The organism is Wolbachia endosymbiont (group B) of Cyclophora punctaria (assembly GCF_964028235.1).
Classification (GTDB): domain Bacteria; phylum Pseudomonadota; class Alphaproteobacteria; order Rickettsiales; family Anaplasmataceae; genus Wolbachia.
Genome location: NZ_OZ034749.1, coordinates 1172210 through 1187667, shown reverse-complemented (window position 1 = coordinate 1187667; position 15458 = coordinate 1172210). Strand labels below are relative to the sequence as shown.

The window sequence follows — 15458 nt, the reverse complement described above, 5'->3', positions numbered from 1 at the left end:
TTTACACTACAATTCCATCAAAATGAATGTTTTTCCCGCTTGGTAAGTATAATCCTTCTAGGTCAAGCGTTACTTTTCCTTCTTTCACCTCTGTCATTTTTACTTTTTCTAGCTTAAATCTTTCCTCCCACCTTTGTAGAGCTTCTGCTACTGCCAAATAGATTTCTAAAGTTAAATCCCTATTAATTGGCTTATCAACTAACTCAAATAATCTTGATCCATAATCTCTTCTCATAATTCTACTACCTTTCGGAGTAGTCAAAATATCAACTATTGATTGCTTCAAGTGCTCTATTCCCTCTAATTCTTTCCCTCTTTTAGCATCCATTCCTTTCATTTTTAGCCTGCAAACACGGTTTCACTGCCTTTATTACTTTAAATCCACATGAAACTATATCTTCTACTCTTCCTATACCAAACCCATTGGCAAATACTGTTTTAGATCCTTCTATTAATATTTTTCCTTCACTAAAACTATCTCCTTGCCTGCAAATTTGCTTACCATTTACAAAAACATTGTTACTGCCGCTAATGCAGAAATGTGGTATAGCTTCTCCACAGTAGTCTCCTAACCTCACTATTCCTTTGTTCAATTTAAGTCGATCCTTTCTGCTTTCAGTTTTATTTCACTTTTTGTCATTTCTATATTTGATCCCCCAGCCTTCAGTGTTATTTTGTCCACTACTTCAATCTCTAAATGATGCTTCTCTTTATCATATAACAATCTTGTTCCATCTTGAAACTTCACACTATTTATTTCTTTTTTATTCTCGAGTATAGGATATTTTTCTTGATATATTCCTGCTAACACCACTCCTAATGATAGTTCACCAAGAGGAGAAAACACCACAACTTGTTCATCAATATCTGGCGGAGACCAATCTCTATCTTTTCCTGCTTTGCTCGTTATCCAAGGTAAATAATCTGTTAAAAGTTCTCCTATTTTTACTCTTACTTTTGCTTTATCATAATTTACCTCTTTTACAAGCCCTATTCGTACAATGTTTGCTAGCTTCCTATTTAGCTCTGAAATCGCAAAACTATGATCCAACATTTATATTTCCTACGTTTATGGTATGTGGCTTAATTTTTCCTTCTTCCCAAATAGATCGACCTACGTGTATTGTATGCACCCATTCAACCATCCACACTAAATATGCATCTAGCTCTGGTCTAAAATCATCTCCTCCTCCTGATATAAATTCTCCTAGCGAAACATTCTTCACATTCCAAGTATTTTTATTTACTACTCTCGCAACCTCAGCAGCTAGTGTTCTGACAATAATAGCTGCATTTTCTATTGTGCTATCAATCACAATTCGTGCTTCAAATCTTGCTTTCAACGCTAATTCCTCTGTTCCAGGATCTTTTCCCGATTCTAAACTCACAAGCTCTACAAATAACGCTGGCGCTATCAATTCTTTTCTTATTGCTGGATAAATTTCACATGTCTGTATAGCCGGTATTTCTTCCTTTAACTTAGTACAAATTGCTTGATGTAAATCTTTCCAGAACTTTGTCATATCTTTAACATATAGTTTAGCTCATGCTTAAAGTATTTCTCAAACACTCTCTCACTCTCATAATCAACAAGATCTTTTATTATTCTTGAGCCTTCAGGTTCCAGTGGTAGCTTTACTTCTTGTATTGGCAATGCTGCCCTTCCTTCACGTTTAAACATACCGCTATTTCCTTTTGGCATAACTGCTGCAAATCCTCCTATAAACTCATGCTTTCCTACTTTCGATCCTCTTCTTGTTTTTTGTATTTTGCCAATTGTCGATGCTCTAATGTCATAGAGATTTGCTCTAATTAACACTTCTAATCTGCTAGTTTTCGCCTTAAAAATTCTTAATCTCTTTCTTATTAAACTTAATTTTACCTTCTTTTCCTCACTGATTTCCTTAGCTGCTTGCGCTTTTAACCATAGTGCCGTTCTGTTTAATGCTCTCACTATTGCTAATTCTATTTTTTTTCTTTTAGCGTTTACACTTTCTATACTATTAACTTCTATATGAATAGACATTTTACACTCCAGATGCTTTGATTTTCCACGTTATTCCAGACTTGTCTCTAAGTGGCGGTGAGTGCACCTTATACTTACAGTTACCAATAACGAAGATATCTCCTACCATTGGCTTTAATATATCAAAGACACTCACCTCCAAAATCAACATCTCCCCCACAAATTGTCCTTCACCAATCTCGTATAATTTATCTGGCTGTTGCTTTAATACTTGTACCATGTATGCCTTATCCTTTGATTTATATAAAGCTACTTCTCCTAAATGGGCAAAACAATCTTACGCATTGCTTCTAAAAATTGTAATCTAGATGTAGTAAAGTTTTCAGTAAAGAACCTATTGAGCATTAACACACAAATTCCTAGATTAACGGCGCTACATTGTGCAGCAGAAGGAAAATGTCTAGAATTAGTAAAATTTCTAGTGAATGAAGGAGTTGATATAAATGATACAGGTAGATATAAAGGATGGACAGTATTACATTCTGCCGCATACGGAGGCAATTTAGAGATAGTTAAGTTCTTATTAGAAAGAGGTGCTAATCCTAATATTAGAGATACAGATGGAAAAAACCCTCGGGATGTAGCTGTAATAGAATCAAGGCACAACAAAGATAAACCTTACAGAGAAATTATTAAGCTACTTGCAAATGCAGAGGAACAGCATAAATCATAAATCAAAATAGTAGTTACTAAATTAGCTATCCATAATAAATTCATACTTTAAATCATTATGCAAAATCAAAAAATCCCAATTACATTAATTATCACGTTATTAATCCAAACCGTAGCATTGATATGGTGGTTATCCAAGTTAGACTCAAGGGTACAATTTCACGATAAACTTATTGAATATGGTTTAATGGAAAAAGTGTTAGTACTTGAGGAAAGGGTGAAAAATCTTTCTGAGGAATTAGATGAATTCAAAGATAACTTAAAGTCTGGTGTATAATGCTTAGACTGCGATTGGCGATTTTTCCAATTTTTGACGTATTGTTCAACTAGTGGAGAATCTCCTGTTATGATCAGTAGGTTTTCAGCATTTCTTTGCTGAGCGGCATCTGAAAAGTTAAATGATCCGGTTATGATTTTTTGCTCATCAATAATAATTACCTTGCTATGAGCAATAGCGGGTTTAAAGTCAATCCATATCGGGATTTTGTGCTCAAATAATTCGTTAATTACACTATGTTTTGAACTAGTTTGTGATTCATCTAGAATAACCTTAATATCAACTCCACGCTTTTTAGCTTGAACCAAGGATTCAGCAATAGGCTTTGAGGTAAATTGGTATGCCTGAACCAACACAGATTTTTTAGCATAGTCTACGGAATCAATTATTAGGTTGGTGCAATTTTCTCCAGGCGTGAAGCAGACTGTGGCTTTTGGGCAGGAAACACATCCCGATAAAAGCGAACAAGTTAATAAAATCAATAAATACCTAACCATGGCAAAATACATCCTTTCAGTTGACGGCGGAGGCATAAGAGGCATCATACCAGCCATTATACTAGCAGAAATAGAAAAGAGGGCAAGGAAACCGATAGCTGAAATCTTTGATTTAGTGGCAGTAACCTCAACCGGTGGAATTGTTATAGCAGGATTATGTAAAAAAGATAAACAAGGAAATCCCCAATATTCAGCTAGTGATTTAGTCGAGCTTTACCAAGAATACGGGTCATATATTTTTAAATCTTCATTTTTGAGAAGATCAATATTTTCTTGGCTTAATTGCGCACAATACCCACATAAAAATATTGAATTTGTACTGGATAAATATTTTGGAGAGGATATTCTAAAAAATACATTAAGTAAGGTACTGATAACAAGTTATGATATTAACAACAACTATCCTTTCTTTTTTAAGAGCTGGAGAGAAGACAGAAATTTTATCAGGCTAAAAGATGCACTCAGAGCTGCAACGGCTGCCCCTACTTATTTCATACCAAAACATCTAAAAATCAACCAAAAGGAAATGGTATTAGTGGATGGCGGGGTATTTGCCAATAATCCAGCGGCTTGTGCATATGCAAGTGGTAAGAGGTTATTTCCAAATGATGATATTCTACTGTTATCGATAGGTACTGGAAGAACAGACAGAAGCATAGCCAATTCAAAGAGATTTGGAAAAATAGGCTGGATAAAACCTTTGTTAAATGTGATGTTTGCCTCTGGATTGGACTGCGTAAATTATCAGATGAATCAAGTAATAGGCAATAGATACGTAAGAATACAATCGCAATTGAAGCTAGCGTAGGCTGACATGGATAACATTACATCAAAAAATATCAAATTTCTTCAACAGGAGGCAAAGGCAATGGTAGAGGGCAATCAAAAAGTAATCGATAAATTTTGTGACATTGTATCTTAATTTACATCAAGTAAAATCTAAAGCTTTAGTTGAACCAGAAAAGTAAAATAAGCAAATTTGCCTTGTTGAGAAATCTTATTATCTTTGTGTACTACTTTCTTTTTCACTACTAAAAAATCCACATAAATGGTTAAAAACCTTTTCAATAAAAAGCTCGCTTTCCTTTCCTGTAAAAGCTTCTTTTATTTCATGCAAACTACTTGTTACCTTATTGCTATTTTTTATGACTGAGTAGCTTTCAATAGCTTGGCAAGCAGACAAAATAGTTATTGCCCCTATTATAGTTGAAACAACTATGGCAATTAAAGGTGCTATTGTTGTAAGTACTGCTGCAATTAATGAGATGCCAACACAAAACGCAATAGCTGAAATGCAAAATGCTACTGTATGTTTCCTTTCATGACTAACCATACACACCTTCTTAATAAATCTGTTAAAAGGATAACTTATTTTTTTAGTACCGTCAATATTTTTAGAAAAATTGGCATACTCAAGATAATCATTTGTGATACCAATGAATTACATTAAGCAAATTTCTAGTACCTAATTTAGTTATAGCCTTTCTTGTAATAGTCTGAATGTGATAAGATATGTGTTTATGGCTATAGCAGGCCAGTAGCATATTACGGTCCGTTCGGATTATTGTGAAAAAAGCTATAATTCACTTCAATCTATTTGAACATTATATATTAAGTACAGAAGCACAGGAATTTCATTCAGTAATTTAGATATATTAAATATACAACTATTTTATTGATATTTTAATGTATTATTTATGAGTCAGTAAGCTACTGCAGTTTTTAAACCAGGCTAAGTTTTAAAAGCATAATTTTCAAGCTCATCAATCGATAAATCTGTTATTTTAGAAATAGCATCAATAGAAACGTCCAACATACGTAAATTATTCGCAACTTTTATTGCCTCTGCTTTATAAATCTTTTCTTTGTAAACTTGCTTTCTTTGCGATAAAAATTCTACCCATATATCCAGTTCATCTCGTGATTCTTGATTGTCAATTTTTTTAGACTCTCTCACCCAACTTAATAGCTCGTTTTCTGCTTTGCAATTATCTTCTTCATACTTCTTCATCAGATCTTCAGCATTCACTGATAACTTCTCTGCTATTTCCCATAATCTTTCGCTTAAAATAGTAACACTACCTTGTTCATAGTGATGTATCTGTGATGGTCCTATATCTAGCTCTCTTGCTAAATCCTCTTGAGTATATCCCCTTATTATTCTCCATTTTTTTATCTCTTGTCCTTCGTTTGAATGCTCAGAGCCTTTTTTCTCATCATATTCTTCAGTTGATAAACCAGTTGCCCGATAGATAATATCATTATCAAACCCTACTTTCGCTAAGTTCTTGGCCATGCTTACCCTTGCAGCTTTTACATTATTTTCCTCTTCAGCTTGAATAAACCCAGTTAAATCGCGAATCAACTTGCATGACTCTTGTCCCTTTATTTTTGCTATCATCCATTCTTTGTTAAAAGAACAATTTTCTCTCAGTACTTTTTGTCTAGGAAACAAGCTACCAACGTGAATTGATAATGCTTCCGCTATGACTTTTAATTTTTTAGTTGGAATGCCACATGCTCCTTGCTCATATCTTAGCAATGTATGATATTTTATGCCGGTTTTATCTACTAAATCTTTTAGGGTATACTTTTGTTTTAGCCTCCAGCTTCTTACTTTTTGTGCTATTTTGTATCTTATAGAGATATTTGCCATATCGTAACAATTTTACCGAAATAAACATCTGTTAGAAAGCCTTTTTCAATTTTATGGTTGTAAGTAAGAAGGGAAGAAAACCTCCCTTCGTTTAAAGTTTCCGAGAAGTTTCTTTACTACCTCCACATACCTTATCAACCCACGATAATGTTTCGCTATTACTAATTGTCTTTTCAACCTTATCTTTACTCCACTTGCCACTCCTAGGAAAACTTCCTTTTTCTACCGCTTCTGTGACCGTCATTCCTCCAAAAAAACACCCTTTTCCTATATTTTCCCCTCTCTTTTGTAGTTCAGACCACATTTCTTTATCTGCCACTCTGACCTCTACTTGACTGTCATTTTCTGCATTATGGTATACTACAATTTTTAGGCTACCAATACTTGTAGGAAATGTTATCTCAAATACACCTACGACAATGTTGCAAATTTTTATTTTCCTTTCCATTATGTCCAGAAGAGTTCGGTAGCTCTTTTACGCGAAATACCACATTTACGTCCTCAAGGTTAATTTCAATTCTCTTGACCAATGTTCTGATAATATCACGTTTAGTTAACCAGTCTGCGTTATCAAGGTTTAACGTAATATTGGAAGAAAAGTCTTCTAAATTGGCCACAACCAGAGTTACCTCCTGTTCTAATTCCTTTTGATAAAATATCTTTTTCTTCTCTTCTTTAATTGTTTTTAAGCTTTGTTTCATTGCTTTAATTCGTGGTTCAAATTCCTCTTGATTGATATATTCTTGAGCATAACTATCGATAAGTCTAGCAATACCACGTTTTAATTTATTTTCTTGTTTCTCTAGCAGGTCACTTTTTTGATCCAATGATGATTTTTTTAGTTCTGAAAGCCTACGCTTGTATTCTTCTAAAATCCTGTTTGGATTTTTCAATAACTGCTTAACCTCTTCCCACACAGCTGTTTCTAATGCATCTGAGCGAATGGGTTTATTGTCACAAATCTTATTACCACCAAAACGGTAAGAATCTTTACCACTACAACGGTAATATGCATAATGACCACCTTCTTCTTCTCGTCTACTTCTCATGCAAGTTCCGTAACATCCGTAATTACAACGCTTACATATGACTAAACCTTGTAGTAAGTACTTTGCTCCTCTTTTTCTTGTCCTTGCTACTTTTCTATTTTCAGCTAATTGTTCTTGAACAATATCAAATATATCTTCATCTACTATATTTGGCACTTTAATATAAATCCAATTTGCTTTTTCAACAGGATAGACAGAGTGGTTACTTTTTGGCTGCTCACAAGAGCCTTTCTGTGGTCTTACTTGCTTTAATCTTACTCCTAACCTTCTTCTACCAAAAGCTGCTTGTCCTTTGTAAGCAGGGTTTTTCAACATACTCCAAATTGTACCTTTATTCCAGCGTTCTTTTCCTTTTTGTGTCTTAATGGACATAGTATTTAGCCGACGACATACTTCCCCAATACTTGTTCTTTCTCTGCCTATCCACAAAAATACTTTACGAACGACATCAGCTTCTTTTTCGTTAATCTCAAATAAAGCTTGTCCTCCTCCCATATGCTTATCTATATAACGATAACCATAAGGAGCTCCTCCCATTACATTTACATAGCCTTTGTTAGCTGCATAGATTTTACCACGACGACTTCGTTCCATAATTTTCGCACGTTCATATTCTGCTATCATACCTTGCATTTGTAACAGTAATTGAGATTCTGGGTTACCGTTAATCTCATAATTTAAAAAAACCACTTTTGCTCCTGCTTTTTCAAATTCTTCAATCAGCACCATTTGATATGCATATTTTCTAGATAAACGATCAGGAGAATGAATGTAAATCTTATCAATTTTACCTTCTGTTACTTTATCACGTAATTTTTCTAAATCAGGGCGGACTAAATGAGATCCACTGTAGCCGTTATCAATAAATTTATACTCACTTAACAATCTGTATCCGTCCAGATTAATTTGCTTCTCTAAAGCTGCAATTTGACTTTCCATAAGATGGTACAAGCCTCCACCTTCTAGGTGGAGAAACTTTAGTTTGTCAATGTCATAACTGTACTTTATAAAGTATAGTTATGACGGAATATGACAAAGGAAAACACACTGTATTTTATCATAGGTACCATATAGTCTGGATTACAAAATATCGGTACAGAGTATTAACTAAGGCTATGAAGGAGAGAATACGAACAATCATAGCAGAAGTATCTGAAGAAATGGGGATTAAGATAGAAAACGGAGTAATATCATCAGATCATTTACATTTATTCGTAGTAATACCTCCTCATATAGCTGTGAGTGATTTTGTTCAAAGAGCCAAAGGCAGGTCTTCACGCAAAATTCAACAAGAATTTCCAGAGCTAAATAAAATGTACTGGGGAAAGCGTTTTTGGGGAAGAGGATACTTTAGTGCTACCAGCGGACATATCACAGATGAAGTCATTAATGAGTACATCAATAAACATACAGATGCACATCAGCCTCATTCTATATCTAGTATAAGATTGGAGTAGCTTTAGCTTCTCACCGCGCTTCCAGCGCTATATCCAACCTTTCGGCTCTCAGCCGATAGTGGTTGAGTTTCTATCGTATTTCCTTCTACTTGTTTCCCCGAAGAAACTCTCGCATATAAACATACTGTTACCATTTGACCCTCCTTGAATCCCATTTTTATGTTTTAAGTTTTTTTGACTTATTTCCTTTGACACTACCTTTTCATAAGCATCTGATAAGCATTGTTCTGCTAACCGATTAGGTTCATAGCTACAGCTAATTTGGATAGCTAATCTCTTGTTTCTCATGACTTTTCCTTGAAATAATATGTTCATATCATTCCTTAAAGCCGATGGTTAATTGATTATTAGCGCTATAAGTAAATCGGACTCTTGGTTCTGGACACAGAAGTTTTCGAGAAATGGTTTTCTCTAGTTTTATTTTTATGTTTTTTGCAACATTGTCGGTAGTGTAAAAGCACTATTATCAGAAACATCAACGTAATTCCTCTCACCTTCTTTTTCACTTCTAACTTCAACCTTACTATTTCCTACTTCTATTACATCACCTCCTAATTTTACCTCTCCTGTGGTTAATCCTAAATTTTTTGTACCTTCTAATACTCTTGCAATATTTACCTTACTGTTCTCAGAAAATTTCATAAAAAACGTCTGATTATCCATTTCCACGTCTTCTATGATTCCTTCATTTTCAATAGCACTTTCACCGATTTCTCTCAATTCTTTAAGCCACTCATCTATCTGTGGACGAATCTCTTGATAGAGTTTGTTATGCATTTCACTTATTCCCTTATCCTGCAATAGATCGTATCTGAATATTGCTCCATTTAGCATCAATTCACATATTATGTCTTCCTTCTCATTTTCTTTGCATTTGATCAAAGACATTTTCGATATCACCGTATCAGCAAAACTCTTCTGTCCTTCGCTATACGCATTTATCCTTATTCCAGCGCTTAGTGCTTGATCTATTACTTTGTTCAGTTCGTCTACGCTTTTTGCCTTTACTACTGCATTTTTAAACCATCTTAACTCTGTATTTTCACTCACACTTGGCTCTATCTTGCTTAAGGCAGGAGATTTTCAGTCAAAAAAACTTGGAAATGGAGGTTATAATCACAAAATTACTGACTGGAATAAATTTACTGAATTTGCTAAAAAATATGGTGGTATCGGAAATGGCTAAGCTTTGGAGCAATGTTAGTATCCCAACGATCCATCCAGCTCTTAAAAAAATTGGACTCACACGCAAAAAAAGACATATGGATACAAAGAAAGAAACGAAGAAAAACGCGCTGAATTTTTGAAAATTATAGCAACAAAAGAACCTCAAAACTTAGTTTATATAGATGAGTCTGGCATTGATAACACCGAGTTATGGATATTGCCAGAAGGGACAGAGGTTTTATGCTCTAAAATCTGGTAAAAAAATTCAACGAATCAGTATGATTGCAGCCTTAAACGGCAGAAAAATAGTTGTTCCGTTAACATTTGAAGGCCACTGTAATATGGATATCTTTAATAAATGGTTTGAGCAGTTTCTGACACCGATTGTGAAACCTGGACAAACTGTTATCCTTGATAATGCTACTTTTCATAAGTCTAATAAGATTTGCTAAAGGAGTTGGCGCAGAAATTTTATATCTACCGCCTTATTCTCCCGATTTTAACAAAATTGAGCATCATTGGTTTGCTATAAAAAACAGAGCTAGGAAAAACATCCCTCTATTCACATCTTTTCGTCATGCTGTTGATTCCGCTTTTCTATAAGCTTTTCGGACTATTATGAAAAGAGCTATACTTCTCCTTTGATGGAATTTCTTCATATTTTATCATACCCTCAAATTACTCCATAACCATTACTAAATACAAAGCCTTGATCTGGAGTAGAATGTTTTAAAACAGAAACATCACAAAGATCTCCCTTAGATTGAGAGTTTTCTTTAGCACGTTTTAGTTTTTTAAATATTTTAGTGTTTTTATCTATATTCTTCTCCGCATAATCATATAAAAGATGCAGTAACTTTCCACCAGCGTTAATGGCAATTTCAATAGTCGTATTTTCATCATTACCATCTGGAGAGTAGTTTAAGCTTGGTTTGAAACCATGTTTGTTTTTTGATTCCAGTAATTCTTCTATCTCTTTAAGTAATTTATCTAGCTTACGCGTATCCTTTTCATTTGCCGCTTCTTTTACCTTATTAAACAACTCACCATCTTGAACTCTTTTTATAACACATTTTCTTTTATCTCCTTCATTTTTAACGGATTTGAGATCTATACAACCAACATTAATATTTGGATCAGCAAGCAGAAGGTCAATAATCTTGGAATAGCTATTTTCTAGTGCTAACGACAAAGGAGTGTTACCTTCCTCAGTCTTAGCATTAATATCAGCTCCATAATCTAGGAGAAGTTTAACTGTTTCAACAGAACCAGATAATGCTGCCAAGTGTAAAAAAGTAGCATTTTGTATCCACTTAGCATTAACATCAACTCCATAATTCAGAAGAAGTTTAACTGTTTCAACAGAACCAGATATTGTTGCTAAATGTAGAGCAGTATATTCTTCGTACTTTCCAGCGATCTTACCATAAACGTCAGCCTTGTTATTCAGAAGAAGTGTAACTACATTCCTATCATCACTGTGTGCTGCAAAATGCAAAGGAGTAAAATCTTGATAGTTTCCAGTAGCTTTATAATCAACATTTGCCCCATGCTTCAGAAAGAATTCAACTACATACTTATAATCCTTTCCTGCTGCAAGATGTAAAGGAGTCAGCCCATTCTGATCCTTAGCATTAACATCAACATTTTTTTCTTCGATGAGGTATTTAACTATCTCTAAATGACCATTCTCAGCAGCGTTATGTAATGGAGTCTTACCTGAAGCATCTTTAGCATTAACATCAGCTCTATAATCCAGAAGAAGTTTAACTACATCAACGTGACCTTCTTTTGCTGCTATATGTAAAAGAGTAGCCCCTTTCTTATTTACATAATTAACCTCAGCTCCATTCTTCAGAAGAAATTCAACTACATTCTGCTCAACTTTGTGTGCTGCAAAATATAAAGGAGTAATACCTTCCTTAGTCTGAGCATTAATATCAGCTCCATAATCCAGAAGAAGTTTAACTATATCTACGTAACCATTTCCTGCTGCTGTATGTAAAGAAGTCAAATTTTCCTGATTTACACCAGCTACAGCATGAACGTCAGCTCCATTACTCAGAAGAGATTTAACTACTTCATAATAACCATTTTCTACTGCCCAATGTAAAGAAGTACGATTTACTTCATCTCTAGCATAAACATTAACTCCTTGTTCAATTAATCTTTTAGCCTTTTTCAAATTTTTATTTTTTAAAGCTAAAAATAATTCCTTTGTATTCTTTTCTAATCTTTTTGATTCCTTTTTATCATTTAGATCCTGCTTATGCCTTCCATTCTGAGTCTTTGTACTCTTACTAGTACTATCTTTTTCATCTAAAGAAAGCTGTGGTTTCGCTTCTTGAACTTGATGAAATTTTTTAGCTTTCTTCTTTTTGTTTTTATTATGTCTACTTTCTTTACTCTGAGGTTTGCTAATATCATCTCCTTCATGTTCTGAGCTTTGTGAAGACCTAGAACTTATATCACTCTCTAACACTGAATTTGTACGCTTGTTTTTATCTAAGGCCTGATCCTTTTCATGATCTCTATTAGCTTTCAACGCATTCGTAACCTCTTCAGCATATTCTCTTTTTCCTTCCTTTTGCAATTTTGTTGCTATACGTTCAGCTTGCTCTATGTTTCCTTTCTCTATTAACTCTAGTGCCTTCTTTCTCCATTCCTCAGGACTCGATTTTTCTTGCTCAATATTTACATTATCTTCTTCCCCTGATTCTATTATTTTCAATAAATTACTTTTATCATCTATAATGTAGACATTACTAGCAGCACGAGTAACTCCAACATACAGAGCGTTCATATAAAATTTATATTTCTCCAAAGACTTATCTTTCTTATCCTTATTTCTTGAAGTGTTAACTTCCTTTTCATTGTATGAATCACGAATTCTATTAATAGTATTATCTATCTCCCCGTCACTTTTATCCGTACATGCTATCTTCCATATTTCATTATAAGCTTTACATGATGTAAACTTGTAAAGAATCACATTTTCAAATTCCAAGCCTTTGGCTTCATGTATATTAAACACAAGTGGAGTATCAAATAACTGACGTGCACTTTTTTTACTTTCATCATTCAGAACTAAAACAGCGCAATTTATAGATTCATTTACTTGTTTTGCTATTTCTTCTTTTTTATCATCAGTAATAAAGCCAACGTTCCCTTTCTTCTTAGTCTCACTCTTCATGAAAAAAGCGTTGTCTACTGTTATTTTATCTTCTGAAGCAAAACAATAATTCTTAAGATGTAGTATACGATTGGCGAATTCAATAACTTGCTCACTATTACGATAATTCCTCTCAAGGGTATAAAAAACTCCCGATCCTTGGCTCATTATATATCTATTTTGACAAAGAAAAGATTTTAACTTAGATAAAGAGAAAAAACTTGGATGTATTACTTGATTAACATCACCACATAGTAAAAAGTTACTCTTATTCTCATCTTTCAAACTCTTTAACACCAGATCTAATGTGCTCTCAGTTAAATCCTGAACTTCATCTACAACAATCGCATCATACATTCCTTCTGTAATGCATTTATGAGTAACAAGATTAGGATCATAATACTCTGAATCTTTTTCTATAAACTTCCTGTACTCTTTAAAAAAATCATAAATATTACTCCTTTCATTCTCAGGAAACATAGATTCTCTCTTTCCTAATTTCTCATATAGGTCTTTTCCGTTCTCTCCTAATAAGCCTTTTCCCCCTATTACAGCTGTAAATTCTTCGAATATTTTATCTCCGTCTTTTTTATACTCCTTAAATTTATCTTTCTTGCATATTTCATCGAACCATGAAAAAAACTTATTTCTATCAATTGGCTTCTTTCCTTTTATATCTTCTGCTTTCTTTTCAAGAAACTCATGAAGAGATAAGAACTCAATTCTTTCTGGAATGCCAATCTTGAATTCACCAGCAATTTCATCATAGTATTCGTATTCAAATAATTCTTTTGATTGTTTTATAAGATTTTCAGACTGGGTAATATATAGAACTTTTCCTTCCTCGAACTTCTCTTTTATCCTTTTTAGGCTCTCCAAAGCCACTGATGTCTTTCCACTACCAGCAGCTCCATTGATAACTAAAGGCAATTCAATCCTTTCAACTATATCTTCCTGCTTTGCACTAAAAGTAATAAATTTACCGAGATAACTAACTTGTGGAGCATCTTCAATCTCTACTGTATCAGGAACTTCTTCACCTATTATTTTTATGTTTCTTATTTTCTCTCTATTCGTTAAAAATTTAGACTTATGATAATCATGATTCAGAATTACTTCTAAAATAACAAAAGCATCTTTGTCATTATGTTTTCTCCTCGTAAATAGTAATCTGTCACTATCACTTAATCTAGCTCGAAAATATTCAATATTCCCATCACCTTTTATTAACTTTATATTTCCTTGGCTTGTACTGTTGTTTTCCTCTAAATCTTTAATTATTTCATTGAACTTTTTCCTTAAAGGAGTTTTACCATTGTCTAAATCACAGTCATTAAACTCTTCACAATAAAATACAATACTCATAACTTTTATTAATTATTTAATTATATTAAGAATATAATAATATTATTAATACGTCAATATATTTATTACTATATTAACCTTTGTTATTTATTAATACGTAATTCTTATCTTGTAATTAGATAAGTAATGAAATAAATTTATACTTGTTTGGTATTAAATGACCTGAGTAATTTGATCGTCTCTAATAACTAAAACCGGCTAGTGAGAGAAGAGTTTGTTTTGGGATCTTATGGTCTACCAAACGATACATACGAACTTTTTGGCCGTGAAAAAGGTAAAATTGAAGGTAAAATTGAAGTTGCAAAAAGCTCACTCAAGGCCGGTGTATCTATTGATGTTATCGCTGAAATCACTGGCCTTTCGGTAGATGAAATTAAACAACTTCAGGAGTAAATGGCATTTTGTAATTGCTTTCCCACTGTCGTATTATTTTTGTATGAGCCATAGAGAGTGTTACAGCTAATTTGTCAGGTTAGGTCTAAACTATTTATTACACATTACAAATTTTTATTTAACCTTACGATTTTGTTGTAGTAACCTCTATGAATCATACAATTAACGTCATGCTGAAATTAGTTCCATGACATTTTGCAAAGGCATTGCTTTTTCAGCTACTAAAATATGCCACAGGTGTAATGACTCTTTTGATTCATCTATGTTACGATGTTCAGTTATTGCTGTTTTTAATTCTTCAATTTCTCTCCTTAGGTCGTTAAACTTCTCTATCAATTCCTCATAATTTTTATTATTAGCAATTAATTCATCGTAAGAATCTAGATTATCAGACAATACATCATGTATATCAGAAAGAGCTTGTTCATATTTGAAAAAGTCTTCCTCATGTTGGCAAAATAACTCATCCAATTGAGGAACAAATGTTTCGTTTAAATCTTTGACTACTTTATCCACAATCTTGTGAACATAACTAACTTTTACATTACTTTCTTTCATTTTCTCAAATGATAGAGGTCTATGTTTAACTTCTATTTCATCGATTATTTTTAGATTGCTTTGTTTAGTGTCATCACTCATATTAACTCCTATAAAAAATCAAATTTGTACCGTGCAGTTTTTTTTTATCCTAACAAACATTAATGTCAGGATAATTAAGCTTATATTG

Annotated in this window: 15 protein-coding genes and 6 pseudogenes; 6 read left to right on the top strand and 15 right to left on the bottom strand. The window is 33.4% G+C overall.

Annotated elements, in window-relative coordinates; genetic code table 11:
• Position 1: 1 nt before the first annotated feature.
• From ABWU33_RS05710 to ABWU33_RS05685, 6 genes and pseudogenes are all read right to left on the bottom strand, one after another.
• Positions 2 to 337, bottom strand: a complete 336-nt coding sequence (locus tag ABWU33_RS05710) for a GPW/gp25 family protein (protein ID WP_353280579.1) — start codon at positions 335 to 337, stop codon at positions 2 to 4.
• Between the two features lie 2 nt (positions 338 to 339).
• Positions 340 to 593, bottom strand: a pseudogene (locus ABWU33_RS05705) (PAAR domain-containing protein).
• Positions 590 to 1054 (bottom strand): phage baseplate assembly protein V, encoded by a 465-nt coding sequence (locus tag ABWU33_RS05700; protein WP_353280575.1) that lies wholly within the window; start codon positions 1052 to 1054, stop codon positions 590 to 592. The pseudogene ABWU33_RS05705 and the gene ABWU33_RS05700 overlap by 4 nt, the downstream one beginning before the upstream one ends.
• Complete coding sequence (locus ABWU33_RS05695; RefSeq protein ID WP_353280573.1) at positions 1041 to 1523, bottom strand: hypothetical protein; 483 nt, start codon at positions 1521 to 1523, stop codon at positions 1041 to 1043. The genes ABWU33_RS05700 and ABWU33_RS05695 overlap by 14 nt, the downstream gene beginning before the upstream one ends.
• Positions 1520 to 2026 carry a phage tail protein gene (locus tag ABWU33_RS05690; protein ID WP_353280571.1) on the bottom strand — a complete coding sequence of 169 codons (507 nt, stop codon included), beginning with the start codon at positions 2024 to 2026 and terminating at the stop codon, positions 1520 to 1522. The genes ABWU33_RS05695 and ABWU33_RS05690 overlap by 4 nt, the downstream gene beginning before the upstream one ends.
• A gap of 1 nt (position 2027) precedes the next feature.
• Entirely contained in the window at positions 2028 to 2246 is a 219-nt protein-coding gene (locus ABWU33_RS05685; RefSeq protein ID WP_353280569.1) for a hypothetical protein, read from the bottom strand.
• A 48-nt stretch (positions 2247 to 2294) separates the two neighbouring features.
• Here ABWU33_RS05685 and ABWU33_RS05680 point away from each other — a divergent pair.
• Together ABWU33_RS05680 and ABWU33_RS05675 are read left to right on the top strand one after the other, a co-directional pair.
• Positions 2295 to 2699, top strand: a pseudogene (locus ABWU33_RS05680) (ankyrin repeat domain-containing protein); the annotation flags it as partial.
• A gap of 57 nt (positions 2700 to 2756) precedes the next feature.
• The gene (locus ABWU33_RS05675) at positions 2757 to 2975 is read left to right on the top strand and encodes a hypothetical protein (protein WP_264331023.1); all 219 of its coding nucleotides are present in this window, start codon (positions 2757 to 2759) and stop codon (positions 2973 to 2975) included.
• On the opposite strand, the pseudogene ABWU33_RS05670 reads toward ABWU33_RS05675, so the two are convergent.
• Positions 2966 to 3472 (bottom strand): annotated as a pseudogene (locus tag ABWU33_RS05670) (phospholipase D family protein); the annotation flags it as partial. The gene ABWU33_RS05675 and the pseudogene ABWU33_RS05670 sit on opposite strands and share 10 nt — an antisense overlap.
• Between ABWU33_RS05670 and ABWU33_RS05665 the strand changes: the two are divergent.
• Positions 3471 to 4394 (top strand): annotated as a pseudogene (locus ABWU33_RS05665) (patatin-like phospholipase family protein). The pseudogenes ABWU33_RS05670 and ABWU33_RS05665 sit on opposite strands and share 2 nt — an antisense overlap.
• Before the next feature lie 78 nt (positions 4395 to 4472).
• Here the strand turns inward: ABWU33_RS05665 and ABWU33_RS05660 are convergent.
• From ABWU33_RS05660 to ABWU33_RS05645, 4 genes are all read right to left on the bottom strand, one after another.
• Positions 4473 to 4805: a hypothetical protein gene (locus tag ABWU33_RS05660; protein ID WP_353280567.1), complete on the bottom strand. Its 333-nt coding sequence runs from the start codon at positions 4803 to 4805 to the stop codon at positions 4473 to 4475.
• A 399-nt stretch (positions 4806 to 5204) separates the two neighbouring features.
• Positions 5205 to 6128, bottom strand: coding sequence for a helix-turn-helix domain-containing protein (locus ABWU33_RS05655; protein ID WP_353280565.1), 924 nt, complete (start codon positions 6126 to 6128; stop codon positions 5205 to 5207).
• Between the two features lie 91 nt (positions 6129 to 6219).
• Positions 6220 to 6447, bottom strand: coding sequence for a hypothetical protein (locus ABWU33_RS05650; protein WP_341815162.1), 228 nt, complete (start codon positions 6445 to 6447; stop codon positions 6220 to 6222).
• Between the two features lie 82 nt (positions 6448 to 6529).
• Positions 6530 to 8116, bottom strand: coding sequence for a recombinase family protein (locus ABWU33_RS05645; protein ID WP_353280563.1), 1587 nt, complete (start codon positions 8114 to 8116; stop codon positions 6530 to 6532).
• 80 nt (positions 8117 to 8196) lie between these two features.
• Between ABWU33_RS05645 and tnpA the strand changes: the two genes are divergently transcribed.
• Positions 8197 to 8634 (top strand): IS200/IS605 family transposase, encoded by a 438-nt coding sequence (tnpA, locus tag ABWU33_RS05640; RefSeq protein ID WP_265024376.1) that lies wholly within the window; start codon positions 8197 to 8199, stop codon positions 8632 to 8634.
• 2 nt (positions 8635 to 8636) lie between these two features.
• Here the strand turns inward: tnpA and ABWU33_RS05635 are convergent, their stop codons facing one another.
• A complete protein-coding gene (locus tag ABWU33_RS05635) occupies positions 8637 to 8768 on the bottom strand; it encodes a hypothetical protein (protein ID WP_353280562.1) in 132 nt (43 codons plus the stop codon).
• Between the two features lie 289 nt (positions 8769 to 9057).
• Complete coding sequence (locus tag ABWU33_RS05630) at positions 9058 to 9684, bottom strand: hypothetical protein (RefSeq protein ID WP_353280561.1); 627 nt, start codon at positions 9682 to 9684, stop codon at positions 9058 to 9060.
• A 19-nt stretch (positions 9685 to 9703) separates the two neighbouring features.
• Here ABWU33_RS05630 and ABWU33_RS05625 point away from each other — a divergent pair.
• Positions 9704 to 10404: pseudogene (locus ABWU33_RS05625) on the top strand (IS630 family transposase); the annotation flags it as partial.
• 70 nt (positions 10405 to 10474) lie between these two features.
• Here the strand turns inward: ABWU33_RS05625 and ABWU33_RS05620 are convergent.
• Complete coding sequence (locus tag ABWU33_RS05620) at positions 10475 to 14338, bottom strand: ankyrin repeat domain-containing protein (protein ID WP_353280559.1); 3864 nt, start codon at positions 14336 to 14338, stop codon at positions 10475 to 10477.
• A 261-nt stretch (positions 14339 to 14599) separates the two neighbouring features.
• Between ABWU33_RS05620 and ABWU33_RS05615 the strand changes: the two are divergent.
• A pseudogene (locus ABWU33_RS05615) lies at positions 14600 to 14731 on the top strand (transposase); the annotation flags it as partial.
• A 168-nt stretch (positions 14732 to 14899) separates the two neighbouring features.
• Here the strand turns inward: ABWU33_RS05615 and ABWU33_RS05610 are convergent.
• The gene (locus tag ABWU33_RS05610) at positions 14900 to 15370 is read right to left on the bottom strand and encodes a hypothetical protein (RefSeq protein ID WP_353280558.1); all 471 of its coding nucleotides are present in this window, start codon (positions 15368 to 15370) and stop codon (positions 14900 to 14902) included.
• Between the last annotated feature and the right edge of the window lie 88 nt (positions 15371 to 15458).